The sequence below is a fragment of the Tractidigestivibacter sp. genome (genome assembly GCF_050946515.1).
In the GTDB taxonomy this organism is placed as follows: Bacteria; Actinomycetota; Coriobacteriia; order Coriobacteriales; family Atopobiaceae; genus Tractidigestivibacter.
Map to the genome: position 1 here is coordinate 101556 of NZ_JBMNUX010000001.1, position 25558 is coordinate 127113.

At 62.3% G+C, this 25558-nt stretch carries 18 protein-coding genes; 12 read left to right on the forward strand and 6 right to left on the reverse strand.

The window, feature by feature from the left end:
• Window positions 1–29 precede the first annotated feature (29 nt).
• Together ACOYJL_RS00450 and ACOYJL_RS00455 are read right to left on the reverse strand one after the other, a co-directional pair.
• Window positions 30–800, reverse strand: coding sequence for a TatD family hydrolase (locus tag ACOYJL_RS00450; RefSeq protein ID WP_433568224.1), 771 nt, complete (start codon window positions 798–800; stop codon window positions 30–32).
• Window positions 797–1567: a tRNA threonylcarbamoyladenosine dehydratase gene (locus tag ACOYJL_RS00455; RefSeq protein ID WP_433568225.1), complete on the reverse strand. Its 771-nt coding sequence runs from the start codon at window positions 1565–1567 to the stop codon at window positions 797–799. Before ACOYJL_RS00455 ends, ACOYJL_RS00450 begins: the two co-directional genes overlap by 4 nt.
• A 128-nt stretch (window positions 1568–1695) precedes the next feature.
• On the opposite strand from ACOYJL_RS00455, the gene ACOYJL_RS00460 reads away from it, so the two are divergent.
• The 3 genes from ACOYJL_RS00460 (at window position 1696) to ACOYJL_RS00470 (ending at window position 6215) form a co-directional block, all read left to right on the forward strand.
• Entirely contained in the window at window positions 1696–2970 is a 1275-nt protein-coding gene (locus tag ACOYJL_RS00460) for a glutamate-cysteine ligase family protein (protein ID WP_433568226.1), read from the forward strand.
• Window positions 2971–3016: 46 nt separating this feature from the next.
• Window positions 3017–3346, forward strand: coding sequence for a putative quinol monooxygenase (locus ACOYJL_RS00465; RefSeq protein WP_433568227.1), 330 nt, complete (start codon window positions 3017–3019; stop codon window positions 3344–3346).
• Between the two features lie 181 nt (window positions 3347–3527).
• Window positions 3528–6215: a valine--tRNA ligase gene (locus ACOYJL_RS00470; protein WP_433568228.1), complete on the forward strand. Its 2688-nt coding sequence runs from the start codon at window positions 3528–3530 to the stop codon at window positions 6213–6215.
• 155 nt (window positions 6216–6370) lie between these two features.
• On the opposite strand, the gene ACOYJL_RS00475 is transcribed toward ACOYJL_RS00470, so the two are convergent.
• Window positions 6371–7375, reverse strand: coding sequence for an aldo/keto reductase (locus ACOYJL_RS00475; RefSeq protein WP_433568229.1), 1005 nt, complete (start codon window positions 7373–7375; stop codon window positions 6371–6373).
• Between the two features lie 244 nt (window positions 7376–7619).
• On the opposite strand from ACOYJL_RS00475, the gene ACOYJL_RS00480 reads away from it, so the two are divergent.
• Together ACOYJL_RS00480 and ACOYJL_RS00485 are read left to right on the forward strand one after the other, a co-directional pair.
• Window positions 7620–9068 (forward strand): PTS transporter subunit EIIC, encoded by a 1449-nt coding sequence (locus tag ACOYJL_RS00480; protein ID WP_433568230.1) that lies wholly within the window; start codon window positions 7620–7622, stop codon window positions 9066–9068.
• Between the two features lie 28 nt (window positions 9069–9096).
• A complete protein-coding gene (locus ACOYJL_RS00485; RefSeq protein ID WP_433568231.1) occupies window positions 9097–9867 on the forward strand; it encodes a ChbG/HpnK family deacetylase in 771 nt (256 codons plus the stop codon).
• A gap of 88 nt (window positions 9868–9955) precedes the next feature.
• Here the strand turns inward: ACOYJL_RS00485 and ACOYJL_RS00490 are convergent, their stop codons facing one another.
• Entirely contained in the window at window positions 9956–10846 is an 891-nt protein-coding gene (locus ACOYJL_RS00490) for a LysR family transcriptional regulator (protein ID WP_433568232.1), read from the reverse strand.
• A 201-nt stretch (window positions 10847–11047) separates the two neighbouring features.
• Here ACOYJL_RS00490 and iorA point away from each other — a divergent pair, with 201 nt between their 5' ends.
• The 4 genes from iorA to ACOYJL_RS00510 all read left to right on the forward strand — a co-directional run bounded on the left by iorA (window position 11048) and on the right by ACOYJL_RS00510 (window position 15774).
• Complete coding sequence (iorA, locus tag ACOYJL_RS00495; RefSeq protein ID WP_433568233.1) at window positions 11048–12880, forward strand: indolepyruvate ferredoxin oxidoreductase subunit alpha; 1833 nt, start codon at window positions 11048–11050, stop codon at window positions 12878–12880.
• The gene (locus ACOYJL_RS00500) at window positions 12880–13467 is read left to right on the forward strand and encodes an indolepyruvate oxidoreductase subunit beta (RefSeq protein ID WP_433568234.1); all 588 of its coding nucleotides are present in this window, start codon (window positions 12880–12882) and stop codon (window positions 13465–13467) included. Before iorA ends, ACOYJL_RS00500 begins: the two co-directional genes overlap by 1 nt.
• Before the next feature lie 64 nt (window positions 13468–13531).
• Window positions 13532–14767 carry a phenylacetate--CoA ligase family protein gene (locus ACOYJL_RS00505; protein WP_433568235.1) on the forward strand — a complete coding sequence of 412 codons (1236 nt, stop codon included), beginning with the start codon at window positions 13532–13534 and terminating at the stop codon, window positions 14765–14767.
• Between the two features lie 155 nt (window positions 14768–14922).
• Window positions 14923–15774, forward strand: a complete 852-nt coding sequence (locus ACOYJL_RS00510; RefSeq protein ID WP_433568236.1) for a DUF368 domain-containing protein — start codon at window positions 14923–14925, stop codon at window positions 15772–15774.
• A gap of 58 nt (window positions 15775–15832) precedes the next feature.
• On the opposite strand, the gene ACOYJL_RS00515 is transcribed toward ACOYJL_RS00510, so the two are convergent.
• Window positions 15833–17404: a PucR family transcriptional regulator gene (locus ACOYJL_RS00515; protein ID WP_433568237.1), complete on the reverse strand. Its 1572-nt coding sequence runs from the start codon at window positions 17402–17404 to the stop codon at window positions 15833–15835.
• A gap of 697 nt (window positions 17405–18101) precedes the next feature.
• Window positions 18102–19676 (reverse strand): PucR family transcriptional regulator, encoded by a 1575-nt coding sequence (locus ACOYJL_RS00520; protein ID WP_433568238.1) that lies wholly within the window; start codon window positions 19674–19676, stop codon window positions 18102–18104.
• 346 nt (window positions 19677–20022) lie between these two features.
• On the opposite strand from ACOYJL_RS00520, the gene ACOYJL_RS00525 reads away from it, so the two are divergent.
• From ACOYJL_RS00525 to ACOYJL_RS00535, 3 genes are all read left to right on the forward strand, one after another.
• The gene (locus ACOYJL_RS00525) at window positions 20023–21447 is read left to right on the forward strand and encodes a hypothetical protein (protein ID WP_433568239.1); all 1425 of its coding nucleotides are present in this window, start codon (window positions 20023–20025) and stop codon (window positions 21445–21447) included.
• Between the two features lie 19 nt (window positions 21448–21466).
• Window positions 21467–22669, forward strand: a complete 1203-nt coding sequence (locus ACOYJL_RS00530) for an MFS transporter (protein WP_433568240.1) — start codon at window positions 21467–21469, stop codon at window positions 22667–22669.
• 1302 nt (window positions 22670–23971) lie between these two features.
• The gene (locus ACOYJL_RS00535; RefSeq protein WP_433568241.1) at window positions 23972–25480 is read left to right on the forward strand and encodes a B12-binding domain-containing radical SAM protein; all 1509 of its coding nucleotides are present in this window, start codon (window positions 23972–23974) and stop codon (window positions 25478–25480) included.
• The last annotated feature ends 78 nt before the right edge of the window (window positions 25481–25558 follow it).

A 25558-nucleotide genomic window follows, 5' to 3' on the forward strand; every position in this document is an offset into this window, starting at 1 on the left:
TCAGCTGTAGCTCTCTGGCCATCTTTGCGCTAGGCGAGGAGCGCTCGCGCGTTCTCAACCATGAGCTCCTGAATCTCGCCTTCCTCGCACTTCCGTGCCGTGGCGAGGCCTGCGAGCGCGCGCCGCAGGGACTCGACGACCTCTTCCGCAGAGCCGGGCGCGCTCTCTCGCGGAGGGTAGTCCGTCTCGGTAAGCAAGCGATCCTTCGGCACGAGCTTTGCGTATTCTCGTCCCTTGCCGGTCGCGAGAGAGCGCTCGCCGAGCGAGAACCAGCATCCGTCGCGGACGGCGCGCCACAGCTCGTCGGTCGAGCCAGAGAACCAGTGGAAGACGCAGCGGCACGCGCTCGTTGCCCCTTCGCGCTCAAGCAGGTCCAGCACGGTCGTTGCCGCGCGCACGGAGTGGATCGACAAGACTTTTGGATGTGAAGGGTCACTTGTCTCAACGCAGGCAGATACGATGCGAGAAAAAGCCTCCATCTGCGCGCCTCTTGACCCGGGGCGCACGTGCTTGGGCGAGAAGTCAAGCCCAACCTCGCCCACAAGGCGCGTTGTGGCGAGCATCTCGACAAGCGAGTCGATGTCGGCCCCGCTCACGCGGCCGTCGGCAACCCACCACGGGTGGGCTCCTAGCGCAACGTGAATGTCCTCGGCCTTTGCCAGCTCTTGCATCGCGGGCGCATAGCCAGCGGGCTCCACGGTGCACGAGAGCGCCCCGAGCCCCAGTCCTTGGGCCTGGCTTGCCACCTCGGCGGCATTCGTCATCAGGTCGAGGTGCACGTGAGCGTCAAAGTACCTCATGGCTGCGCCTTCTGGCGTTCGTTGTGCTCGCCTCTTTTTGCAAGGCCTGTGAGCGAGAGGATCACGTCGCCAGCGAGCATCTGCCCCATGATGGGCGGGAAGTATGACATCGTGCCCAGAAGGCGCGTGCCTTCGGGCGCTCCGCCGGGGGAGCTTGCCGAGACCGGATGCTCAGGCGAGTACAGCACGCGCAGCTTGCGGATGCCTCGCTTGCGCCCCTCCTTGCGGATAATCCTTGCGAGCGGGTCGTCGTGCGTCTGGTTGATGTCAGCAAAGCGCAGAAGCTCGGGATGAAGCTTGTTGGCCCCTCCCATGCTCGAGACGAGCGGCACTTCGTTCTCTTGGCACCAGAGCGCTACCGAGAGCTTGGCAGTCACGTTGTCGATTGCGTCGACAACGTAGTCGGGCCGGCGGGGAAAAGAGGCCATGAGCTGCCCGATGTTGTCGCGCGTGAGAAAAGACCTCACAGCTATGGCATTGACTTCTGGGTTGATGTCTCTCGCCATCTCGGCCATGACCTCGACCTTCGGACGCCCGATGGTGGAGAAGTACGCTACAGCCTGGCGGTTGATGTTGCTTGGCTCCACCACATCCCTGTCAACGAAGGCAAGCGTGCCGACGCCGCCTCTGGCAAGCGCCTCTGCGCAGTTGGAGCCCACGCCGCCGATGCCCAGCACGACGACGAACGACTTTGCAAGGCGCTCTACGCCATCCTTTCCCAAGATGAGCTCGAGCCGCGAAGTTGATGCCTCTGTCGCCTCTGCCATGCCTGCCCCTCTTCCGAGCCGTCTCGATACTCGTTTGATGATAGCTGTGATGATGGCCGACGTGGCCGTGGCGGATGGGTATACTGAACTCCTACTAACTGACTTCTATTTCATAGAGGCGATATCGCGTGCCCGAGACCACGAAAGATGCTATTTATGCCGAGAACAAGCGGCGTGTGATCAGCTATTGGGAGAGGGGCTTCCACCAGGGGCCCGAGTATGGCCTTTTGGGCCTTGAAGTGGAGCACCAAGTCCTCAGCGACGACGGGAGGCCCGCAACCTACGAGCCTCGCGATGGCGTGGCAGGCGTTCGTGAGGTCTTGGAGGAGCTGCGCCCCTCGTTTGAGGGAGAGACGCTTGGCGCCGACGGCGACCTCATCGGCCTTTCGAGCTCCTCCGCGGACATCTCGCTTGAGCCTGCGGGCCAAATCGAGGTCAGCGTCGCGCCTCACCACAACGTGAGCGTCGTGATGGAGGGCTACGACGAGTTCCGTGCGGCCTTCGACCCCGTGCTCGCCCGGCATGGCCTTCACCTTGAGGCCGTCGGCTACAACCCCGCGGCAAAGGCGCTCGACCTCCCGCTCATCCCCAAGCGCCGCTACCACTACATGGACGCCTACTTCCACTCCATCGGGACCCATGCCGAGCGCATGATGCGCACGACGGCGTCCACTCAGGTCTCGATCGACTACCGCAACGAGAAGGACGCCATCCGCAAGCTTCGCGTGGCGGTTGCCATGACGCCCATCCTCACCGCGATGATGGACAACACCCGCACCTTCGAGGGCGAGCCAAACCACCTGCCGCTTCGCCGCCTTTCTGTCTGGGCGGACGTCGACGATGCCCGCTGCGGAATACAGCCAGGCCTCTTCGAGGACGGCTATGGGTTCTCGCAGATGGCCGACTGGGTGCTCGCAACGCCGCCGATCTTTGTGACAGCGCCCACCCTGAAGGCTACGGGAGGCGCCCCCGCGCGCGAGGTCTACGGATCTTCTCCCATGAGCGAGGCCGACGTGGAGCACCTGCTCTCGATGTTCTGGCCCCATGCGCGCCTGAAGCGCGTCGTGGAGGTGCGCCCGGCAGACTCCGTGCCACGTGACGTTATCGCAGGGTATGTGGCGCTTCTGAAGGGCGTCTTCTACTCCGATGACGCGCTCCAGGAGATTGAGGAGGCGCTGGGCGTCCACGACGGAAGCTGGCCGGTTGGCCAGGAGGACGTCGAGGCCGCAATCAGGGAGGTCCAGGCGCACGGCAAGCAGTCCGAGCCCTATGGGATTCCCCTCTATGAGTGGGAGCTGACGCTTCTTGACTGCGCGCGCGACTCCCTGTCCGATGAGGAATGCGCCTACCTCGGCCCGCTCGAGTCGTTTGCCGCCGACAAGCCCTGGTGGCAGGCGGAATAGCATACATACGCTGCCAGCCAGGCGGCGTGCGAAGACAGGAGAGCCCATGAGCCTCGTTGTGAACCTCTACTACCACGGAACCAACGGAAGCGCCCGCCGCTTTGCGGCCGAGATGGAGTCGAGCGGCATCGCCGACGCCATTCGCGCGGAGGAGGGAAACGAGCGCTATCAGTACTTCCTTCCGCTGGACGACCCCGAGACCGTCCTTCTCATCGACGCATGGAAAGACCAGGCGGCGATTGATGCCCACCACGCCTCGCCGATGATGGCCCAGCTCGCGGAGCTGCGCGAGAAGTACGACCTCCATATGGACGTGGAGCGCTACGTGAGCGACGACTCGCAGCCGCCATCGGACGAGCGCTTCATCAGGAGGTAGCAAAGGCTCGCGCGACGGCCTTTCGCTTCCCGGAGCATCGACCTTCCATGAACCGTGAAAGTTTTCGCGCGCGACGGCTCGCCGCGCCGCCGCGCGGCGTATCTGCGCGTGCCTGTGCTAAGCTGATGAGCTGCAATTTGTGTGCCCCGCACCGACGGGGCAGTTTTGAGAGGAACGCACTGTGGAAGAGATGCCTAAGACCTACGACCCGCAAGAGGCCGAGCCCAAGCTCATTCAGAAGTGGATTGACGCCGGCTGCTATCAGCGCAGCAAGGGCGTTGGCGACTGCACCGTCGTAATCCCGCCGCCAAACGTCACGGGCATCCTCCACATGGGCCACGCGATGGACGACTCCATCCAGGACACGTTCATCCGCTACAACCGCATGCGCGGCCGCTCAACGCGCTGGATCTTGGGCACCGACCACGCCGGCATCGCCACGCAGACCAAGGTTGACAAGAAGCTCAAGAGCGAGGGCATCTCTCGCCTTGAGATGGGCCGCGACAAGTTCATCGACGCCTGCTGGGACTGGACGCACGAATACGGCGGCACCATCGTCAGCCAGATCAAGCGCATGGGCTGCTCCATCGACTTCTCCGACGAGAAGTTCACGATGTCGCCCGAGTTCTCCAAGGCCGTGCGCAAGGTCTTCTGCGACTGGTACCATGACGGCCTGATCTACCGCGGCAAGCGCATCGTCAACTGGTGCCCCAACTGCCGCACCGCCATCTCCGATGACGAGGCGGAGTATCACGACGAGCATGGCCACCTCTGGTACCTGCGCTATCCGCTCGTGGAGCCCGTCGACGGCATCGAGTACGTAACCGTGGCGACCACCCGCCCCGAGACGATGCTCGGCGACACCGGCGTCGCCGTCTCGCCTCAGGACCCCGAGAAGGCAAAGCTCGTGGGCGCCAAGGTCATGCTGCCCATCGTCAACCGCGAGATCCCGATCTTCTCCGACTGGCATGTCGACAAGAACTTCGGCACCGGCTTCGTGAAGGTCACGCCCGCGCATGACCCCAACGACTTTGCCATGGGCGAGACCCACGGCCTGGACAAGATCAACATCTTCGACGAGACCGCCCACGTGGTCGAGGGCTATGGTGAGTTCTCTGGCATGAGCCGAGACGAGGCGCGCGAGGCCATCGTCAAGTGGTTTGACGAGCACGGCCTTCTCGATCACGTCGAGGACCTCGACCACTCGGTCATGCACTGCTATCGCTGCGACACGGCCCTTGAGCCCTGGCTCTCCGAGCAGTGGTTCGTTGCCGTCGACAAGCTGAAGGGCCCCGCAACCAAGGCCGTGACCTCAGGCGAGGTCAAGTTCTATCCCGAGCGCTGGACGCAGACCTACCTCACCTGGATGGAGAACCTCAAGGACTGGTGCATCTCTCGCCAGCTCTGGTGGGGTCACCGCATCCCTGTCTTCTACTGCGACGACTGCGGCTGGGAAGACGCGCTCATGGAGGACACCGACGTGTGCCCCAAGTGCGGAGGGCATCACGTGCATCAGGACGAGAACGTGCTGGACACTTGGTTCTCGAGCCAGCTGTGGACCTTCGCCACGCAGGGCTGGCCCGACCATCCCGAGCAGATGGAGGGACACCATCCCACCAAGGTGCTGGTGACGGCGCGCGACATCATCGCCCTGTGGGTCGCCCGCATGATCATGAGCTCGCTGTACTTCACGGGCGAGGTGCCGTTCCACGACGTCTACATCTACGCAACGATCCTGGCCAAGGACGGCAGCCGCATGTCCAAGTCAAAGGGCAACGGCGTCGACCCCATGGACCTCATCGAGAAGTACGGCGCGGACGCCATGCGCTACAACCTGCTGACGCTCGTCACCAACAACCAAGACGTCAAGTTCGACGCCAACATCGACAAGAAGACCAAGAAGCTCATCGACAGCCCCCGCACCGAGCAGGCAAAGAGCTTCGTCACCAAGATCTGGAACGCGAGCCGCTTCGTGCAGATGAACCTCGACGGCTACACGCCCGGCGCCCCCAAGGCCGAGACCGCCGAGGACGCCTGGATGCTCTCGCGCCTCGCCCGCACCGTGGCGTCGGCAACCGAGCAGCTTGAGCACTACGAGTTTGGCGACTACGCGCGCGGAATGCAGTCGTTCTTCTGGAACGAGGTCTGCGACTGGTACATCGAGCTGTGCAAGAGCCGCCTTCTTGACGGCACTCCCGAGGAGCGCCTGCAGGTCCAGCGCAACCTCGTCTACGTGCTCGACGTCTCCATGCGCCTTCTGCACCCCGTGATGCCGTTCGTCACCGAGAGCGTGTGGGACGCCCTTCCCGCCAGCGGGCTGGACGACCACTCCTCCAAGTTCCTCATGACCGCCGCATGGCCCGAGCCCGACGCGCTTGCCGGCTTCGTGAACGACAAGGCCGAGCATGACTTCGAGCTTGCTCGCCGCGTCGTCTCTGCCGTGCGCTCCACGCGCGCTCGCTACCGCCTGTCCCCGAAGGCCGAGCTGGACGTCTGCGTGCGCGCCGCGCAGGAGGACGTCGCCGTGCTCGAGGCCCAGCGCGAGTTCATCTGCAGCGTCGGCCATGTCGACCAGCTAGCTCTTGGCGCCGAGCAGGAGAAGCCCGCGGGATCCGTCTCGGTTGCCGACTCCGGCCTTGAGATCTTCGTCGTCGTGGGCGGCCTGGTTGACCTCGCCGCCGAGGGCGCGCGCCTCAACAAGGAGCTCGCCAAGGCGCAGAAGGAGCTCGACGGCGTCAACCGCACGCTCTCCAACCAGGGCTTCCTCTCCAAGGCGGCCCCTGAGGTCGTGCAGAAGAAGCGCGACAGCGCAGAGGAGCTCAAGCAGACGATTGACCAGCTCAAAGGCCAGATCGAGGACTTCTCGTAGAGGCATTGGCGATAGCCGAGCTACTCTCTGCTGGCGGCTCTTCACAGGATTGAAGCTCAGAAGATGAATCGGGCGTGCGAGCAATGTACTCGCACGCCCGATGTCTTATTAGGGATGGTCCTTGCTCAGAGCTGGCTTCTTTAAGAGCCTTGCTCCTATCGCTTCTCGCCAAACACGCCTGACATGGGAATCTCGTCCAAGGCAGCGTCAATCGCAGAGACCTCGTCGAAGCTCAGCTCGATCTCCGACGCGGCGGCGTTCTCGCGCATGCGCTCGACCTTGCGGGTGCCAGGAATGGGCACGATGCCCGGCTTGAAGTTCCGGCACATCATCCATGCGAGCGATATCTGCGCGTCGGTCGCGTTGTGCTCCTCTGCAGTCTTGTGCACAAGGTCCAGGAGCTGCTGGTTCTTCTCCATGGCCTCGTCGGTGAACTGCGGCATGGCGCTGCGATAGTCGTACTTCTTGTCGAAGGTCATTCCCTTGCCGTACTTGCCGCTCAGAAGGCCGTTGGCAAGCGGGCTGAAGGCCACGAGGCTCACGCCGAGCTCCTCGAGGGCGGGGAAGAGCGGCTCGTAGGCGCGGGCCATCATGGAGTAGCGGTTCTCGACGGCCGTGACCGGGCAGACTGCGTGCGCGCGGCGCAGGTAATCCTCGTCCACCTGCGAGATGCCCCAGTGCAGTATCTTTCCTTCCTTGATGAGGTCGGCCATCACTCCGGCAACCACCTCGGGCTCGGTGTTGGGGTCGATGCGGTGCTGGTAGTAGAGGTCGATGTGGTCGGTGCGCAGGCGCTTGAGCGAGCCCTCGACGGACTCACGGATGCGCTCGGGGGTGGAGTTCATCACGATGGGGTAGGGAGTGGTGCCGCTTGAGGTGTCAAAGCGGATGCCGAACTTGGTCGCGATCTTCACCTTGTCGCGGATGGGCTCGAAGGCCTTTCCCACCAGCCGCTCGTTCATGTACGGGTCATCAGGGGTGCCATACATCTCCGCCGTGTCGAAGAAGGTGTAGCCAATCTCGACTGCCTCGCGCAGGCGGTCGATGCCCTCCTTCTCGTCGGTAGGGGCTCCATAGGCATGGGAGAGGCCCATGCATCCAAAGCCAACCGCCGAAACCTCCATTGCTGCAGAACCGGTGCCGATAACGCGCTTCTTCATTTCGTCCGCCTTCCATTGGGTTGCTAGCCTGTGGCTTTCGCCTTGCTGGCATCAGTGTCTTCCGAGTGCCCTTGTCAATGAAGTCTCCTTTAGGACAGACGATTGAACCTAAAGGTTATAGCACCTGTACAGAGCGGAACTTCCGCAACGAGCTGCCCCCTGCAAGAATTCAAGCCAACAGGAGGGCCAGGAAGGCTGACGCCTTTCGGCCAATGGCAAATCTAGCAGCGAAGGGAAGGGCGTTATGGAAGACAATGATCGCAGAATCGCGACCGAAGTCCTTGACGCTATCGGAGGTCCAGAAAACGTTGCCTCTGCGGCGCATTGCATGACGAGGCTACGTTTGAACCTCAGGGATCAGGACAAGGCAGATCTCGAGAAGGTCAAGGGCATCAAGGGCGTGCTGGGCGTCATGGAGGTCGGCAAGCAGACTCAGATTATCATTGGCCAGAACGTGCCGAAGGTCTACGACGCGTTCTGCGCCATCGGCGGCATCGCTCGTCAGGACGCCATCGACGAGAACCTCGACGAGGCTCCCAAGAAGCGCGACCACTCTCCCAAGGCCATTGGCGGGGCTATTCTCGACTACATGTCAAGCTGCATGACCCCGCTCATCCCGGTCATGATCACGGCGGCAATGTTCCGCACCGTGATGATGTTCTGCGGGCCCACGATGCTCAACCTCATCCAAGAGGGGACCGACCTCTACACGACGCTGAGCTTCCTGTACGACTCGTTCTTCTACTTCCTGCCCATCTACACGGGCTACACAGCCGCCAAGAAGGTCGGGGTAAACCCGCTTCTGGGCATGTACGCAGGGGCCATGCTGGTGGTCCCTGGCTTCGTCACCGTCGTCGAGAATGGCGAGCCCTTCACCATCTTTGGCATCCCCTGCATGCTCAACGACTACTCGCAGACCATTCTGCCTGCGATCATCTCCGTATGGATCATGGGCTATGTCTATCGCTTCGTCAACAAGATCATGCCTGAGGTCCTCTCGACCATCTTCACCCCGTTCGTGACCATGGTTATCATGGTGCCCATCGAGTTCTGCGCCATCGCTCCCATCGGATCTGTCCTCGGCAACCTCATCGGCGCCCTGTTCATCGCCGCAAGCGGCATGGGCGGCATCGGCAATGCCATCGTGGTCGTTATCGTCTCCGGACTCTGGACCTTCCTCGTGCTGTCCGGCATGCACCTCGTCCTCGCCGTCTTCACCATGAACAACCTGCTCACCGTCGGCGTCGACTTCGGCGTCATGATTGGCGCGACGGGCGCCACCTGGGGCGCATACGGCCTTGCCCTCGGCGCCTTCCTGCGCCTGCGCAACAAGGACGACAAGGCCCTGGCGCTTGGCTACTTCATCTCTGGCTTCGTGGGCGGCGTCACCGAGCCTACGCTCTATGGCATCGCATTCAAGTATCGTCGCTGCCTGCTCACGCTCATCCTTGGCGGCGCCATCGGCGGCCTTTACGGCGCGCTCACCCACGTCGGCTTCTACCTGCTCGGGCCTTCCGGATTCCTCTCCATCGTGAGCTTCATCTCGGATGACCCCATGAACCTCGTCAACGGCGTCATCACCTGCGTCATCTCCATGCTTGCCACGGCCGCGCTCACCTACTTCTTCGGCTTCACCAAGGAAGAGATCGAGGGCGCTCCCGAGCAGGGCGCAGCGGCCATCGCCGAGGCATAGGATCTAGGAAAGAGGAGGAGTTCCTATCATGAAGCGCATCATCGTGAGGGCAGACGACCTTGGATACAGCGAGGCGGTAAACCTTGGCATCGCCAAGACCGTGAAGGACGGTATCATCGGCAGCGTTGGGGTTATGCCCAACATGCCCACCGTAAAGATGGGGCTTGCCCTGCTTGACGGCACGGGCGTCTGCCTCGGTCAGCATACCAACGTCTGCCTCGGCAAGCCGTGCGCTGACCCCAAGCTGATCCCCTCGCTCGTGGACGAGCAAGGCAACCTTAAGAGCAGCCGCACCTATCGAGAGGCCTTTGCAAAGGGCGAGGAGTTTGCCAGCCTGGATGAGATGGTGATCGAGATCGAGGCTCAGTACCAGCGCTTTGTCGAGCTCGTCGGGCACGACCCCAGCTACTTCGAGGGGCACGCCGTCATGAGCTGGAACCTTGACAAGGCCTTGGGCATCGTGGCCGAGCGCCATGGGCTGCGCTACAACCGCGTGGTGCTCCCGTCCATGGAGTGCACCTTCGACGGAAAGCCCATGAGCATCTGCGCTTCCGGCTGCATGCTCCCGTTTGAGCAGTACGATGCCCGCGAGTGGTTCCGCCGCGGGGTGAGCGAGGCGCGCGAGGACATGCCCAACACCTACGTCTGCCACCCCGGCTACGTCGACGCCTACCTCTTGTCCCACTCGAGCCTCACGCTCAACAGGGCCAAAGAGGTGGAGATGGCAACCGACCCCCAGATTCGCGCGTGGGTCGAGTCGCAAGGCGACGTGCAGCTCATCACCTACGACGAGGCTTAGGGCTTCTCGAGGAGCGCTCGACTTCGCAAGGCCGACCGTCCAGAACGTGGGCGGCCGGCCTTCTTTTAATCTCGATCTGACTGTCGCGCTACTCGAAGTAGCGCTTGAACGAATCCAGGCACTTCTCGATTGTCGGAGAAGGCTGCTTTGCGTGGAGGATGCCGAAGCCAAGCGCGAAGTCCCACCTTACCGGCATGATGCGAAGCAGGGGGTTGATGTCTTCCCATGCCTGGACGGCAACGATCGCCCGGCCGCTGTTCTCCGCCGTGTTGAAGGCTTCGGTGTCGTAGAACGGGATGTCGACGATATGGGTGGTCGGGTGCTCTCGGCGCAGGTAGTTGCGGATGTCGTCCATCTGGCCCATGTAGCCGCGACGAAGCATCATGAGCTCCTGCCCGTCGAGGTCCGACGGCGCGAGCGAGTCAAGCTTTGCGAGCGGGTGGCCAAGGGGCACGGCAACGCAGGCGGGAACCGCCGTCAGGAGCGTCGCGGCACAGTTGTTGCGCTCGGTGATCACGTCGTCCAAGATGCCGGCGACGATATCGATGTTCTGTCCCAGGTGTCCAAGAATTTCTCGCGCGTTCTCCGGCGTGTTGTCAAAGGGGACGAACTGGAAGCGCATGCCGGGAAAGGCGTCTGCCATGTTCACGTGCAGGCGCGTGAAGAACGTTGCCGGCGTGGTGGGCGATACGCCTATCCGGACGACGTCGGAAACGTCCTGCGAGGCGCGACGCGCCCGCTCGACGGAGTCCTGGCAGTACTTCGTGATGTAGACGCTGTCGCGATAGAGCGAGCGTCCCGCGTCCGTAAGCACGATGCCCTGGTGCGTGCGCACGAAGAGCTTGACTCCAAGCCGCTGCTCCAGGTGGTTGATCTGCTTGATGACGGCCGTGGGGGTGATGTAGGACTCTTCGGCCGCCTTGGAGAAGCTTCCGAGCTCGGCCACCTTGATGAACGTGTCAAGCTGCGGGTTGTACATGGCGCTTGCCCCCTCAATTGATCCTTAGGCTTCTTGAGGCGATCCTTCTCGGTCCCCATGGGCATCCATTGCCGAAGGGCTCAGAAATCATTGTAGGCGCTTGCCGCCGCGCTTTCGTAACGGTCGCGCAACGACGCCGACGCGAGGCCCCTCTCGGTGGTAGGGTTTTCCTCATCGCATGCTTTCGTGAAGGGTGAGGTTATGCAGAAGAGATTCCTGATGGGCAACCAGGCCATTGGGCTTGGCGCCCTCGCGGCGGGGGTGAACGTTGTCGCGGGCTATCCCGGCACGCCGTCCACCGAGATCATCGAGACCATAGCGGCCGAGCATCCCAAGGACGTGCACGTGGAGTGGTCGGTCAACGAGAAGGCCGCCATGGAGGTGGCGGCTGGCGCCGCCTACGCGGGCGCCCGCTCGCTTGTGACCATGAAGTGCGTGGGGCTCAACGTAGCGGCAGACCCGCTCATGAGCTTGGAGTACGTGGGCGTCAAGGGCGGCATGGTGATCGTCGTCGCCGACGACCCGGGCCCCATCTCGAGCCAGACCGAGCAGGACACGCGCACCTTCGCGCGCTTCTCCAAGGTCCCCGTCTTTGACCCCTGCTCCGTCGAGGAGGCCTACCAGATGGTGGGGGAGGCGTTCGAGCTCTCCGAGCGCCTGAACTCGCCCGTCTTCCTGCGCGCGACGACGCGCATCGACCACGGCTACGAGGCCGTTGAGGTGGCAGAGCCGAGCGAGCGAGCGCGGCATGTGCCCGAGGGGTTCGTGCGCGACCCCAAGCGCTGGGTCATCTTCCCGGCGCTCTCGGTCAGAAGCCACGCGGCAATCGAGCAGCGCAACGCCCGCCTCTCTGACGAGCTCTCCGACTACCCTCGCAACCAGGTGGTCGAGCCCGCCTCTGGGGCAAAGCCCCGCCTGGGCATCGCGAGCCATGGCATCAACTGGCAGTACGCCCTTGAGAACGTCCGCCCGGACGACGACGTGCGCCTGATGCGCGTGGCCACGCCGTTCCCGTTTCCCGAGCGGCTGGCGCTCCAGTTTCTGGAGGGGCTGGACGAGGTGCTTTGCGTCGAGGAGCTTGACCCGGTGATCGAGCGCGCGCTGCTTGAGGTCTGCGGCCGCAACCACCTTGACGTGCGCATCCGCGGCAAGCTGACCGGCGACGTGAAGCCCTCAGGCGAGAACTCCGTCGCATACGTGGGGGAGGTCGTCTCGAAGTTCCTCGGCCGTAAGGACGTCGATGCATCCTCGGTCGCGCCTGCGGCAGACGACGCCCCTCAGCTTCCGGTGCGTCCGCCGGTGCTCTGCGCCGGGTGCCCGCACCGCGCCAGCTTCTACGCAGTCAAGGCGGCGATGCGCGGCAAGAAGTGCGTCTTCTGCGGAGACATAGGCTGCTACACGCTTGGCAACGCCGCGCCGCTCGACATGTGCGACACCTGCCTTTGCATGGGCGCAGGCATCACCGTTGCGCAGGGCCTCTGGCACGTCGAGCCCGACACGCACGCCTTTGCCTTCGTGGGAGACTCCACGTTCTTCGCGTCAGGCATCACGGGCGTCGTGAACGCGTTCTACAACCAGGCCGACCTCACGGTCTGCGTCCTCGACAACTCGACCACGGCCATGACCGGCCACCAGCCCCATCCCGGCACGGGACGCCTCGCCACGGGCGAGAAGGTCACGCCCGTCTCGATAGAGCGCGTGCTTCGCGCGATCGGCCTTGCCTGCGTCGAGACCGTCGACCCGCTCGACCATGCCGCTGCCGTCGAGGCCGTGCGACGCGTCGAGGCGCAGCCCGGCGTGAAGGCGATCATCTTCAAGAGCCCGTGCGTGTTCCTCGAGCACCCACGCCGCGAGCAGGCGCACGTGGACGCAGAGGTCTGCATCGGCTGCAAGCGCTGCGTCCGCGAGCTTGGCTGCCCGGCCCTGGTGCCGCAGCCTGACGGAAAGGTCGCCATCGACTCGTCCCAGTGCACGGGCTGCACCCTTTGCGAGCAGATTTGTCCCACGCATGCCATTTCGGGAGGTGAGCGCTGATGAGCACTGACATCGTCCTTTGCGGCGTCGGCGGGCAGGGCACCGTCCTTGCGTCCAAGCTCATCTCGGGCGCGGCCATGAGCGCCGGGATTGCCGTCAAGGCCGCCGAGACCATCGGCATGGCGCAGCGCGGCGGCTCGGTGATGAGCAACGTCCGCATAGGGGAGAACACCCACTCTCCGCTCATCGGCAACGGCTCGGCAGACCTCTTGATCTCGTTCGAGCCCGCCGAGGCGGTGCGCCGACTGCCGCTCCTTGGCAAGGACGGAACCGTCATCGTCGCAGACCGGCCGGTCGTGCCCGTGAGCGCCATGACGGGAGGGCCTGCCTATGACCTCGACGCAATCATGGCGTACCTGCGCAAGCGCGTCTCGTCCGACAGGCTTGTGGTCGTAGACGCTTCTGCCGCCGAGCGCGAGACGGGCTCGGCCAAGTTCTTGAACGTCGTCCTTCTTGGAGTGGCTGCAAGGACTGGCGCGCTCGGCCTTTCCGCGGACGCGCTCAAAGACCAGATTCGCGACCGCGTCTCAGAGCGCTTCGTCGAGGCCGACCTCAAGGCCTTCTCGTATGGCTTCGAGCGCGCCTAAGAGGCGCGTAGCCCTTCTCGCCCGCCCACGACGCCTTTGAACGAAAACACAGAAAGGGGTTCCCATGCAGATCTCAGACCAGCAGCTTGAGCTTGTCAACCGCCAGATCGAGCGCCTTCGCGCCTCGAACAACTTCTACGGCCAGCGCCTGAAGGAGGCTGGCATCACGGGCGTCTCCTCCAAGGAGGAGTTCCTGAAGCTGCCCTTCTCGCAGAAGCAGGACCTGCGCGATGCCTACCCGCTGGGCCTTGCCGCCGTGCCCGAGGAGAAGATCGTGCGCATCCACTCGTCGTCGGGCACCACGGGCACCCCGGTCATCGTTCCCTACACCGCCAAGGACGTGGAGGACTGGGCGGAGCAGTTCAAGCGCTGCTACGAGTTCGCCGGCGTCACCAACCGCGACCGCATCCAGATAACGCCCGGCTATGGCCTGTGGACCGCGGGCATCGGATTTCAGGCTGGCGCCGAGCGCCTGGGCGCCATGGCCATCCCGATGGGTCCTGGCAACACCGAGAAGCAGCTGCAGTTCATGGTGGACATGCAGTCGACGGTCATCTGCGCCACGTCCAGCTACGCGCTGCTTCTGGCTGAGGCCGTCGAGGCGCGCGGCCTTCGCGACAAGATCGCGCTCAAGCATGGCGTGATCGGCTCCGAGCGCTGGGGGGCGAAGATTCGCAAGCGCATCGAGGACGGCCTTGGCATAGACACCTACGACATTTACGGCCTGACCGAGGTCTACGGGCCGGGCATTGGCATCAGCTGCAAGTACGACTGCGGCATGCACATCTGGGACGACTACATCTACCTCGAGATCGTTGACCCAAAGACCGGGGACCCCGTCCCTGACGGCGAGTGGGGCGAGATCTGCATCACCACGCTGGTCAAGGAGGGCGCGCCGCTGATCCGCTTCCGCACGCATGACCTGTCGCGCATCATCCCCGGCGAGTGCGAGTGCGGCTCGAAGTACCCGCGCATAGACACCATCCAGGGCCGCTCGGACGACATGTTCAAGATCCATGGCGTGAACGTGTTTCCCAAGCAGATCGAGGAGGTGCTGGCCCTCTACCCGCAGCTCTCGAGCGAGTACCAGATTCGCCTGTCTCACCTCGAGGGCAAGGACACCATGCGCATCTACGTGGAGACTGACGGCACGCAGGACTGGGCGGACCTCTCCGAGGAGGTCGCGCACGAGGTCAAGAACCGCATCGGATTCACGCCGATGGTCAAGATCGTGGAGCTCGGCGTGCTCCCAAGAAGCGAGAAGAAGACCAAGCGCGTGATCGACGAGCGCTACGAGTAGGGCGCTCTAGAGCGTGCGATGCGGGGACCGCCTCATGGCGGCCCCCGCTCTTTTTGTGCGTACAAATAGCGAAGATGCCGCGACCATAGATTGTCTTTAGGCTTGCGGGGCAGAATTCAAATCGTTGGCAAATAGCTCGCGGACAGGATTCTGAATTGGAAGCAACAAAGAACAATAACTCGCTCAAGCATGACCTGATCCTTGCGGTGCAGGGAGCGATCGTCGGCGTCGGAGCCATCCTTCCAGGCGTGAGCGGCGGAGTCATGCTTGTTGCGTTTGGCATCTACGACCCGCTGATGGAGCTCCTCTCCCATCCCAAAGAGGCAATCAGGAAGCACGGGCGCATGTTCGTGCCCTTTGTGATCGGCTGGGTCTTGGGGTTTGTGCTTTTGGCCAATGCCGTGGAGCTCCTCTTTGAGACGTCCTCCGCAGTCGCGCTGATGCTCTTTGCTGGTCTCATCTGCGGCACCGTGCCGGCCCTTCTGAAGAAGTCCGAGCTCGCAGACAAGACGCAGGGCCGCACTGTCGGCTGGACGCCTTTGGTGCTCACGCTTGCGGGAGCGTATCTGTTCTTCTCGGTGCTCTCTAACTCTACCGGCGGCTCCATCCAGCCGAACACGTGGTGGTATCTCTTCTGCGGCCTCGTGTGGGGCCTCTCCATGGTGGTGCCTGGCCTGAGCTCGTCGTCGATCCTGATCTTCATGGGCCTCTATGAGCCGATGACCGCGGGCATCGCGCGACTTGACTTTGGCGTCATCCTCCCCTTGGTCATCGGCCTGGTCATCACGGTCGCGGCCACGGCTCGCTACGTGAACGGCCTGCTCCAGAGCAACTACGCGCTGGCTTCTCGCATCGTGCTTGGCTTCATGCTGGCGTCCACGCTGCTCATCTTCCCGACGTCGTTTCCCGACGCGCTCACGCTGGTCATCTCGCTTGCCTGCTTTGCTGGAGGCTTCGTGGTTGCCTATCGCATGGACCAGGCCGAGGAGCGTGACGGCATAGCGTAGGCAGGAGGAGCCGCAGGGCAGCTCCGCGGCCCCAAGCGTATTGACGCTCTGATTCGCCCTACTGCTCGCCCTTCTCGAGGAGCATCTGGCACGAGAACAGAAGCCTGAACTGCTCCTCCTCGCTCATGTGCGCCATGTCGAGACCGAGGTCGGCCTGCAGCGTCTTGATGCGATACTCAAAGGTGTTGCGGTTCACGAAGAGCGCGCGGGCCGTCTGCGTCACGTTCTCGCCGTGGAGGATGAACGAGGAAAGGCACGCGAGCGCGTCGCGGGCGTCGTCTCTGCGGGCGCAGCGGAGCGCTGCGGGATGGCAGGTCACGCCCAGCGGCTGCGCCTGCTCGACAAGTGCCAGGATGTAGCTTCTGAACGTGTCGGAGAAGAGCGCTATTCCCTTTGAGCTGCGCTTTGCTTCGCTGAGGGCGATGAGCGCCTGACGATATGCCGCGCGAGCGTCTGGCAGCTCGAACTCGTCGCTGATGCCGCATGGCACCTCAAGCGAGTGCTCGTCCTCAAGCTGATTTCTTAGGGCGAGAAGGTCGTCTCGAGAGCTTTCGCCCAGGTGCTTTGCCATCACCAGAAAGCCTTCGAAGGCGATTACGATGGCGTCGCGGTGCGATATTCTCATCTGCTCGGCGTAGGCTCCGCCGTCCTTTTGGTCCGTCTCCTTGGGAAGCGGCATGACTACCATGCAGAATTGGTCGCTGACGCTCCATCCGCGGTCGTTCATGTGGTGCTGCAGCACGAGCGACTCCATCTCGTCTCCGGAAAGCAGCAGCCGCAGGCTGTTGACCAGCGGGTCTTCCAAGTCTTGCGTGGTGAGCAGCGCCACCAGCGCCTGCTGCAGGCGGTCGCGGATGTGCATGGCGATCCCCAGCTGCGCGGGTCCGAGCGTACGCGTGAAGTCAACGAGCGAGATGGTGCCAATGACTTCGCCTTTGTGGCGAATGGTGAGCGCCATGTGCCTTACCCCGCGGGGGTGCGTGCTCACTACGATCACCGGCTCGCCCGACTCGTCGTGGATGCCGCGCGACCAGGCGTCGCGCTCCTTTGGCGTGAAGTAGCTCAGAAGCGGCAGGCAGCGCTGCTTGAGGACGCCGGCCCAGATAGTCTGCTGATAGCCATCGGGGAGCGTTCCTGCGTAGGCGATGAGCTTGGACGACCGGTTGCAGAGCGCGAAGGGGTTGTCCAGCCCGATCTCGGCGATGTCGAGAATCTTTTGCAGGGGGGACTTGTCCGCCATGGCGCATAGGAGCCTGTTGTCCCATGCGTCCAGGCGCTTCCGCACACCGAGAATTGCGTTTGCCAGCTCGGCTACGCCGCCCTTGCATGCGACGGCAAGGACCTCGGGGGCCTCGGCTGAGCTGGCAGATTCAGCAGCGAGCGCAAGGTCTTGCTCAGGCGGGCAAGCGATTGCCAGCGCGCAACTCTCGGGAAGGGCGACGGAGCGCAGGCCGTCGATGCGGCTTTGGTCAATGAGGACGAGCTCGCCCGGCGCGCCCGTCCCAGCTGCCTCTCCAAGGAAAATGTGCATTCCCGTGAGCGTGAGATGCGTCTCTAGCTCGCCTGCCGTTGCCACGTCCCTGCCTGCCCGCTCCAGCTCCTGAGCGAGCAGCGCGACGGAGAATTCCATGTTGTCCTGCCTTCGTAGTATTTTCTGAGATATTGCACGCCGAAGAACCATGATAGGCAATGCCGCGCTGTTTGTGGCGTCGTTCGGGACGGAATAAATCACCAATCAGCTTCAGGAGGCTTTGAGCTCTCTACGTAGCAGAGCTGCAGCCCCACACTACGCGCCCGTGCCAACTTCAGCGACTTCTGCGGCATCAGAAGTCGCAGAACCTGGCAGGCCGAGCATCAGAAGTCGCTGAAGTTGGCAATTCCGGCATCAGAACTCGCACAACCTGGCAGCGCCCGGCATCAGAAGTCGCAGAACCTGGCAGCGACAGCACGCTTCTCGTTGTGTGGGCATCAAAAGTCGCGCAAGTTGTCAAGTCGAGCATCACAACTCGCGCAAGTTGACAGGCAAGGGATCGCGCTGCCAGGTTGCGCGACTTTTGCGACATCAGAAGTCGCGCAAGTCGGCAATCCGGGCATCAGAACTCGCGCAAGTTGACAGGCAAGGGATCGCGCTGCCAGGTTGCGCGACTTTTGCGACATCAGAAGTCGCACAACTTGGCAGGTCGAGCATCAGAAGTCGCGCAACCTGGCAAAACGGGCATCAGAGGTCGCGTAACTTGGCAGCGCCCGGCATCAGAAGTCGCGCAACCTGGCATCGGGCGCGACGCGCCGCACCGCACGGAAAGGCGCCTATCGCACGGGCGCTTACGCTAGCTCTCCAGGCTTACCTCCATCAGCAGGCGGCAGGAGAGCGCAAGGCGCAAGAGCTCGTCCTCGCCCATCGAGTCCATGTCCAGGCCCCAGACCTTGCGGATGGCCCCCATGCGGTATTCGAGGGTATTCCGGTGCATATAGAGCGCCCGCGCCGCCCGAGAGACGTTGCACCCGTTCATGACATAGGCAAAGATGCAGCTCAGAAGCTCGTCCCCTCGGTCGCTTTGGGAAATCCGTAGCGCGGTTGGGTCCATCGTCACCCCAAGCGGCAAGTTCTGCTCCATCTGGTGCAGAAGGGTCGGGTAGAACATTTCCTCAAAGGTCGACACGCCGCCGCGCCCGTTGCCGCCGCCCTCGCGAACGGCAATTCTCGCTTGCCGCCATGCGTCGCGCGCGCGGAGAAATTCGAAGTCCTCGCTGACGCCGCACGGGATGTCCTTGTCGAGCCGCTGGCGTAGGGTCTCGATGAGCTTGTCGCGAGACTGCGTCGGCTCGCTCTGTTCGAGATGCACGAGCGCCACAAGGTACCCGTCGTGCTCGATGACCACGGGGTCTGGCAGCAGCATCTCGGCCTCTGCCTGGTATGGACCGCTATACGGGGTCTTTCCCTGCTTCTGGGGAAGCTGCGCAACTATCAGGCAATAGCGGTCGTCGATGTGCCAGCCTTTGCGCTCCAGCTGGTAAACGGCTATGTGCTCCTCAACGTCGTCGCCCATGATCAGCAGCCGCAGCGTGTGTCCGATGGGGGAGCGGTGGTGCCGTCCGGCGATGGCGGTGCGGAAGACCTCTGCCAGGCGGTCGCGCAGGTGCATGGCGAGAGAGATCTGCGAGCAGCTGAAAGGGGCGTCGAGGTCAACTTGCGCAATGGTTCCCAGAATTTGGCTGCCCTCGCAGATGCTCAGAGACAGATTCTCGTGCTCCGGCGCCCGCTTCGGACGGATGATTGTGGGCTCGACGGCGTCGCCGATCTTTGCGGTAATTTGTGCGCGCTCGCTGGCGCTGTAGTAGCCGACGGGGGCGCGGCCCTCGTCGAGCACGTCCTCCCAAATGGTTCCCTGGTAGTTTCCGGAAATGTCGCCTGCATATGACATGAGGCCGCTCGTCTCGTCGAAGACGGCGACGGGGTTAGCCAGAGGACGAACGCCAATCTCGAGAATATCTTGCAACGGCCGGCGGGCGATGATGGCGTCGACCAGCTGGAGGTCCCAGGAGTCAAGCCGCTCCTTCTGGCCCAAGAGCACGTTGGCGAGCTCATTTGCGCCTTCGGGGAATCGCACTGCCAGCACGTCGGCATGCTCTCTTCCTGCCGAGAAGAGCGAGTCTGCCAAAGCGTCGAGATCCTCGTCTGCCGAGCAGGCAACTGCAATGGGCACGCCTGCGCTTGCGAGCTTCGTGGCGTCGGGTTTCTCGCATGCCCAAAGAACGTCTTTGCGAATGTCCGCCGATGGCTCGTTGCCGCCCCAAAGGCGAACCCCGGCCAGATTCAGCGAGTGCCCTGCCGGCGACCGCCATGCAGCCGTCGTCTTGTCGTTCTCAAGCCCCTCAGCCAACACCGCAACGCTCGTATTCATCGAGTCCGTCCTGCCTTCCGTTGCTGTCACAACGACCTTCAAGAGAGATTGCGCCTTGCTTTTAGACTACAACGATGCCGAACTTCGGCTGGCCACCAAGCTGCAGACGGACCCCCTTATTCCGAGGGGAGCAATTGCTTGAACGACTTTGCGCCAGCTCATCAAAGCCGCGAGCAAGCCCGGAGGGAGTCTCCCCCAAGGTCGCAGGCCCTTCTCGCCATTGTGAAAAAGTGCCCAAAAAGCCGACAAGACCACGCCGACTTTTACCTATCGCGAAACGCTGCCGGACGACAGACTGCAATCAAGGAGACGGGCCCCGGAAGGGGGCACTATGAGAGGAGCAACTATGGCAGATCAAGAAATGAACATGGCGCTCGCGAACGCAACGCTGCTGATGCAGCCGGCACCTGGCGTGTACGTTCCCTTCGAGTACGATGGGCTGCCGGTTGAGAGCACGGCATACCGCACCTCGGCGATGATCAACGTGTCGCTGATGACCAGCCCCATCTACGACATCGTCGGTCCCGACGCGTGTGCATTCCTTCAGTCCATCTGCGTGAACGACTTCACCAAGCTCAAGTACACTGGCCTGCGCCACGCCGTCATCTGCAACGACAAGGGCCAGATCCTCTCCGACGGCGTCGTGATCCGCATCGCCGAGGACCGCTATCGCACCTACTGGCTGAATCCGCCAATCCAGTACCTGTGCGAGAACTCGGACCTCGACGTCCATGGCGAGGACATGTCCGGCACCGAGTTCTTCATCCAGGTCCAGGGCGAGAAGAGCCTCGAGATCCTTGAGGAGGCGTTCCAGGCTGACCTGCACGACATCAAGTTTGCCAAGCACCGCATCCAGGACGTCGAGGGTACGCCGGTGCAGGTCATCCACCTTGGCATGACCGGGAACCTTGCCTACGAGGTCCACGGTCCCATTGCCGACTACACCAAGATCTACAACAAGATTTGGGCCGCCGGACAGAAGTTTGGCGCAAAGCAGCAGGGACAGCATTGCTACTGCCTGTTCAACCACACCGAGGCGGGATTCCCGAACATCAACCTTCACTATCCGCTGCCTTGGTTTGAGAGTGGCGAAGGCCTTGCCAAGTGGTGCATGGAGCATCCTGGCCTTTCCTGCAACAACATGGGCCGCAGGCTCAACGGGTCGGTTGGAGACGACCTTCAGACCCGCTTTGTCACTCCTTATGACACCGGCCTTGGGTTCCTCGTGAAGTTCAACCACGACTTCATGGGCCGCGAGGCGCTCGAGAAGATCGCGAAAAACCAGACGCGCAACGTCTGCACGCTCGAGTGGGATCCCGAGTCAGTTGGGAAGGTATTCGCAGCGATGAATACCGCAGGCAACAACGTTGAGGACATCTCCGATCCCACCGACTGCCACTTCGTCTACAACTTCGCCAACCAGTGCTTTGAGTATCGCGCCGACAAGGTGCTGGACGAGACCGGCAGGATGGTTGGAATCTCAAGCGGGCGCATCCACTCCTACAGCTATGGAACCATGATCTCGCTTGGCTTCATCGACCCTGCCTGCATCCAGGAGGGCCGCGAGCTCACGCTGGTCTGGGGCACGCCCGGCACCGACCAGATGGACGTCAAGGTGCGCGTTGCTCGCTACCCGTACAACAAGGATTTGGTGCGCAACGAGGACCGCGACGTCTCCGAGATTCCGACGCTTGGCCATGGCCGCATGGTGGAGCAGGGCTCTGGCGACGGCTCCGACTGGAGCGAGTGGTACAAGGCCAACAACCAGTAGGCTCCAAGGGGTGACGTTAGTGGAAGACACTCGTAGAAAACGCTATGCGGGGATGGCCCTTGCGGCAATCTGCATCGGATATCTTGCTCCTAATTATGCGCAGTACCAGCTTTCTCCGCTTGCTGGCAGCTTGATGGAAGAGCTGTCAATCTCGGCGAGCCAGTTCTCCTCGCTCTTCACGGCTCCGATGATCCCGGCGATCTTTCTGTCCCTTGTGGCTGGGATCTTGGTCGACAAGCACAATCCGCGCCTGGTAGTTGGCATCGCGTTCGTGATTTCTACCATCGGCGCGGCGCTCAACTTGGCTGGCAACAGCTACGGGACGCTCTTTCTGGGATTTGCGCTTACGGGAGTTGCCGCTGCGTTCTTGAACTCCTGTGGCGCCAAGCTTCTGGGCTCGTGGTATCCGCCCGAGCAGCTGTCGTCCAAGCTGGGAATTGGGTTTGCATTCTCCACGCTTGCCATGACCGTGGCTCTGGCGACAACTGCGTACTTCCCCAATCGTCACTCCGCATTCGCCGTCGCGCTCGTGGTCTTTGTGGCCTCGACGATCGGATGGTTTGCGCTCTACAGGAACCCGGAGCCCGTTGCCGACTCCGGATCCAGCGCACCTGCGGCTGGCGAGAAGGGCGAGCAGCCTGGGCTCGGAGCCCTTCTCAAGCGCGTCATGTCAAGCAGCGGCGTTTGGCTTGTCGGCCTCGCTCTGTTCTGCGTGATGGGGGCAAACGTCGTGATGAGCTCGTTTGTCCCGACGATTCTGCAGTCCCGCGGCATAGACGCCGTCGCTTCTGGCTACTATTCCAGCGCGTATACTATCGGCAACCTTGTTAGCTGCATTGTTGTACCGATGGTCGCGCAAAAGGCGGGAACCAAGCGTACCGTGCTCGTGCTCGATGTTTGCGCATTTCTCTTGGTTGCGTTTGGGTGGATGGCACCTGACGGGTTCCTCCTGGCTGCAGCGCTGTTTCTGGCCGGATTCTTTCTGGGCGGGAACATGCCGATTCTCCAGTCAGTTCCCATCAAGCTGGCTGGCATTGGCCCCGAGCTGGCTGGCACGGCGGGCGGCCTCGTCGCGACCGTCGAACTTCTCGGAGCGGTTTTTCTCCCTAGCTACGTATTGATACCTGCAGCTGGTGGCAACCTCGCGACCGCGTTCGTGCTTGCAGGCGTCTGCATGCTCGTCTCGTGCGCGCTCACGCGTCCGCTGCCCAAGGAGGTATAGCGCTTCAGTCGTTGCGTTTCGGTTTTTCTGTCTGGCTTTGAGCGCCGGCTCCTCGAATGGGGTGCCGGCGCTCTGCACAACGGCTTGCCCGTGGTCCCTGCCAACTTTTGCGACTTTTGCAGCATCAGAGGTCGCGCAACCTGGCAGGTCTGGCATCAGAGGTCGCAGAACCTGGCAAAACGGGCATCAAAGGTCGCATAACTTGGCAGGCTCGAGCATCAGAAGTCGCAGAACCTGGCAGCGGGGCCGCCGCCCGGCGTTGACCGGGCATCAGAAGTCGCAGAACCTGGCAGTGGGGCCGCCGCCCGGCGTTGACCGGGCATCAGAGGTCGCAGAACCTGGCAGTGGGGCCGCCGCCCGGCGCTGACCGGGCATCAGAGGTCGCGAAACCTGCCAAAGAGCGCTTCTCGTCTCCGTTGTGTGGGACATTCCCTGAATTGTCCTGCTCGTCGTGTGGGGGTGCAGGGAGTTTGCGCAGATTACAAAGCTCATCGTGTGGACCTATGCGGCTCTTCTCGGTTGCATTCCCCATCGTGTGGGACCAAGACGAATGCTACTTTTTACGTGCCATTTTTCTACCTGCGGGTTTGCCGAGCTCCTCTTGGCAAGCTGCCGTTGCGGGGGCGGAAATCCCCACACAACGCGAAAGGCGGCCGACGCTCTCCCTCGCAATCCGCACATTGAGGCTCGAGTCGCAAAGAAACTGCAGGCAGGCGGTCTGGTCGAGAAGTGCGACCCACACGATGGGCATATCAATTCATTGCCAGCCCCACACAACGCGCCGCTGCCAGGTTGTGCGACTCTTCGGCATCAGAGGTCGCGCAACCTAGCAGCGTTCATGGTGCATAGGCACTTTCAGGGCAAACAAATACCGAAAAATATGTACAAAACAGTACTCTACACATTAAATGTATACAAGTATCAACAATTAGCTATTATACTGTCAAATAATCTACAATTATGACAATATGCAAAATTATGGCATTCATTTGGTAGAATTCGCCACATACTTTTCTCTGTGAGTGCAGGGAAGGTCCCGTCCCTGTAGGTGGTCACCGTGAGTGTGTGCAGCCAGCCCAGACGAGCGCCCCCGACGAGCGCGCGAGTGGCCAGCCCGGTGGAGGGCGACCGTCTCTTGCTGGAGGGAGTGTCCGGGAATATCGCCCCCTGAGGTCGAAGGCGTTGGCCCCTCTAGGTGATCGTCCTTACCGCCGGACCTCCCTGCACAGGCTCAATACTTTGCCGGCGGCGAGTCCAGCAACAAGCAGCCAGGCATCGCGAGTAACGTTCGAAGGGGAAGTCATGTTCGTAACGTTTATCACTCCTGCGGCTTGGCTCCGCAGGCTCAAGGTGTATCAGTACGGCGCGCAGGTCTATGGAACGCCCGACTCGATCACGGGTCCGCTGATCCTTGCGGGAATTGTGAAGCGCGCCGGTCACCACGTGGAGGCCTACGAGGAGCTCAATGGCAGCTTCGACTACGACCGGTTGCTCGAGAAGACCGACGTCTTGTGCCTCTACACCATGACCTCCAACGCGCCACGCGCCTACGAGCTGGCAGACCTGTTTCACGAGAAGGGTCACGCACGCGTGCTGATTGGCGGCATGCACGCAAGCGCGGTTCCGGAAGAGGCGCTTGCCCATGCTGACCAGGTCATGGTTGGCGAGGGCGAAAACACCATCCTCGACGTCGTCGAGGGGCGCCTCACCGACCCAATCGTCAAGTGCCGTCCCGTCTGCGACCTCGATTCCGTGCCGTGGCCCGACTACTCAGTGCTCAAGACTCCGGTCAAGGCCGCGAACATCATGACCAGCCGCGGCTGCCCGTATCGCTGCAGCTTCTGCACCACCAGCCGCATGTTCGCGCCCTACCGCCGCCGCTCCGTTGACTCCGTGATTGCAGAGATCAAGCACTATCACCGCATGGGCTTTGAGTACATGAACTTCGAGGACGACAACTTCACGGCTGACAAGGAGCGCGCCAAGGAGATCTGCCGTCGCATCATCGACGAGAACCTGCAGTTCAAGGAGACGTTCTTCTTCGGGCGCACCGACATGGCAAATGATCCCGAGCTTCTCGACCTTCTTGCAAAGGCTCACCTCAACTGGGTGCTCATCGGCATAGAGTCGCTCAACCAAGAGTCTCTCGACACCATCGACAAGCACCAGAGCGTCGAAGACATCCGACGCGCCGGCGAGGCGTGCCGCGAGCATGGCATCCAGCTGATTGCGAGCATTGTGCTCGGCATCGACACCGACACGCACGAGGACATCATGCGCGCCGTCCAGTTCGCAAAGGACATCGATGCCAGCAAGCTGCAGCCGGCCGTCCTTACGCCGTTCCCGGGAACGCCCGTCTACGAGCAGTATGAGCGCGAGGGACGCATGCTCAACGAGAAGGAAGAGGACTGGGAGGTGTTCGACATGATGAACGCCACCTTCCAGCCCAAGCACATGAGCCCGTGGGACTTGGAGATGACGTTCTTCGACGCCGCCAACAAGTTCTACGACCGCAAGAGCGCCTTCAGGATGGGAAAGCTCTTCGGCTGGCGCTTCGGCGTTACTCGCTATGTGCTTGGGATTCTCGCCCGCCTTGGTCGAGCAGCTACGTGGGAAGCGGGCGTTCTTGCCCCCAGCAGCTGGTACGGCAAGCTTCGCAACGCAAAGTGGATGTTTGGGGACGAGAAGGACGAGCGCAAGCGCCAGCGCCAAGTGCTCGGCGACGACTGGATGCGCGCATTCCAGGCCACGGTCGCGCTGATGCTGCCGGTTCTGGTTGCCGTCGGCGCACATGGGCGCAACAGCAAATAGCGTATTGAAGAAGGTCGCTAGCACCTGCCGAAATGGCGCCTGCCTGGATGACCGCGCCGGCGGTCTTTCCGAGCGGGC

Coding starts and splice junctions, on each gene's coding strand:
- ACOYJL_RS00455 (WP_433568225.1), bottom strand. CDS start 1,567: ATGGCAGAGGCGACAGAGGCATCAACTTCGCGGCTCGAGCTCATCTTG.
- ACOYJL_RS00515 (WP_433568237.1), bottom strand. CDS start 17,404: ATGGAATTCTCCGTCGCGCTGCTCGCTCAGGAGCTGGAGCGGGCAGGC.
- ACOYJL_RS00525 (WP_433568239.1), top strand. CDS start 20,023: ATGGCAGATCAAGAAATGAACATGGCGCTCGCGAACGCAACGCTGCTG.
- ACOYJL_RS00500 (WP_433568234.1), top strand. CDS start 12,880: ATGAGCACTGACATCGTCCTTTGCGGCGTCGGCGGGCAGGGCACCGTC.
- iorA (WP_433568233.1), top strand. CDS start 11,048: ATGCAGAAGAGATTCCTGATGGGCAACCAGGCCATTGGGCTTGGCGCC.
- ACOYJL_RS00475 (WP_433568229.1), bottom strand. CDS start 7,375: ATGAAGAAGCGCGTTATCGGCACCGGTTCTGCAGCAATGGAGGTTTCG.
- ACOYJL_RS00520 (WP_433568238.1), bottom strand. CDS start 19,676: ATGAATACGAGCGTTGCGGTGTTGGCTGAGGGGCTTGAGAACGACAAG.
- ACOYJL_RS00465 (WP_433568227.1), top strand. CDS start 3,017: ATGAGCCTCGTTGTGAACCTCTACTACCACGGAACCAACGGAAGCGCC.
- ACOYJL_RS00535 (WP_433568241.1), top strand. CDS start 23,972: ATGTTCGTAACGTTTATCACTCCTGCGGCTTGGCTCCGCAGGCTCAAG.
- ACOYJL_RS00505 (WP_433568235.1), top strand. CDS start 13,532: ATGCAGATCTCAGACCAGCAGCTTGAGCTTGTCAACCGCCAGATCGAG.
- ACOYJL_RS00490 (WP_433568232.1), bottom strand. CDS start 10,846: ATGTACAACCCGCAGCTTGACACGTTCATCAAGGTGGCCGAGCTCGGA.
- ACOYJL_RS00485 (WP_433568231.1), top strand. CDS start 9,097: ATGAAGCGCATCATCGTGAGGGCAGACGACCTTGGATACAGCGAGGCG.
- ACOYJL_RS00450 (WP_433568224.1), bottom strand. CDS start 800: ATGAGGTACTTTGACGCTCACGTGCACCTCGACCTGATGACGAATGCC.
- ACOYJL_RS00480 (WP_433568230.1), top strand. CDS start 7,620: ATGGAAGACAATGATCGCAGAATCGCGACCGAAGTCCTTGACGCTATC.